Genomic DNA, 852 nt, shown 5'->3' with positions numbered 1-852 from the left:
GCGATCCTGCCGCATCTTTGCGATCAGCAATTTCAGATGCGCGACCATCGCCTCGGCACCCGTTGCGCGCCGTTCAGCCTCCTGACGGGCCACCTCGGATGCTGCCAGAGCCGCCCGCAGACGATCGATCTCCGATATCCCGGTCTCCATACTGCCCATGACAGCATGGATCGGCCCTGCTGTGTACCGAAAAATGCGTTCAGCCTGCCAGTTCCGGCCGCCATGTGCGTTGCGGGTGCCTCCAGTCGATCCCTTCCAGCAGGTAGCCGAGTTGGGCAGCGGAAAGAGCCACCACACCATCCGCCGGTGACGGCCAGATGAACCGGCCGCGTTCCAGCCGTTTGGCGTAGAGCGACATGCCCAGCCCGTCGTGCCAGAGAACCTTGATCAGATCCCCGCGTCGCCCCCGGAACACATAGAGATCACCAGCATGCGGATTACGACCCAGTGCCTCCTGCACCCGCAGTGCCAAGCCCGGCATGCCAAGGCGCATATCGGTCGTTCCCGTCGCCAGCCACACCCGAACGCCCGATGGAACCGGGATCATGGCCGCAGCAGCATGATCAGGCGTTCAACCCTCTCGGGTGGAACATCGTGACCAAAACGCAGGATGCTGCCATCGCGGAATGTAATTTCCATCTGGCCTGGCGCCTGACCTTCCTGCGCAACCGGTTCTGCCAGTCTGACAGGCACAAGGGGTCCATCTTCAGGCCGTCTGCTGCGCCGACGGCATTCCTGCCGCCAGCGATAGAGAAGACTGACATGGATCCCATACTGGCGGGCCACTTCACGAATGGAGAGCCCGCTTTCAAACGAGGCTTTTACAACCCGGGAGCGAAAGGCCGGCGTATA

At 62.2% G+C, this 852-nt stretch carries 2 protein-coding genes and 1 pseudogene; all 3 read right to left on the bottom strand.

The annotated features are described in order from the left end of the window. Nucleotides 1-159: pseudogene (locus CFR76_RS18890) on the bottom strand (IS66 family transposase); the annotation flags it as partial. A gap of 40 nt (nucleotides 160-199) precedes the next feature. Beyond that, a complete protein-coding gene (gene tnpB / locus CFR76_RS17500; protein WP_039998196.1) occupies nucleotides 200-547 on the bottom strand; it encodes an IS66 family insertion sequence element accessory protein TnpB in 348 nt (115 codons plus the stop codon). Next, nucleotides 544-852, bottom strand: a 309-nt coding sequence (gene tnpA, locus CFR76_RS17495; protein ID WP_110557949.1) for an IS66 family insertion sequence element accessory protein TnpA, incomplete at its 5' end; no start/stop codon positions are given. The genes tnpB and tnpA, both read right to left, overlap by 4 nt.

Source organism: Komagataeibacter swingsii, assembly GCF_003207895.1.
GTDB lineage: Bacteria > Pseudomonadota > Alphaproteobacteria > Acetobacterales > Acetobacteraceae > Komagataeibacter > Komagataeibacter swingsii.
This window is presented reverse-complemented; position numbering and strand designations above follow the sequence as displayed.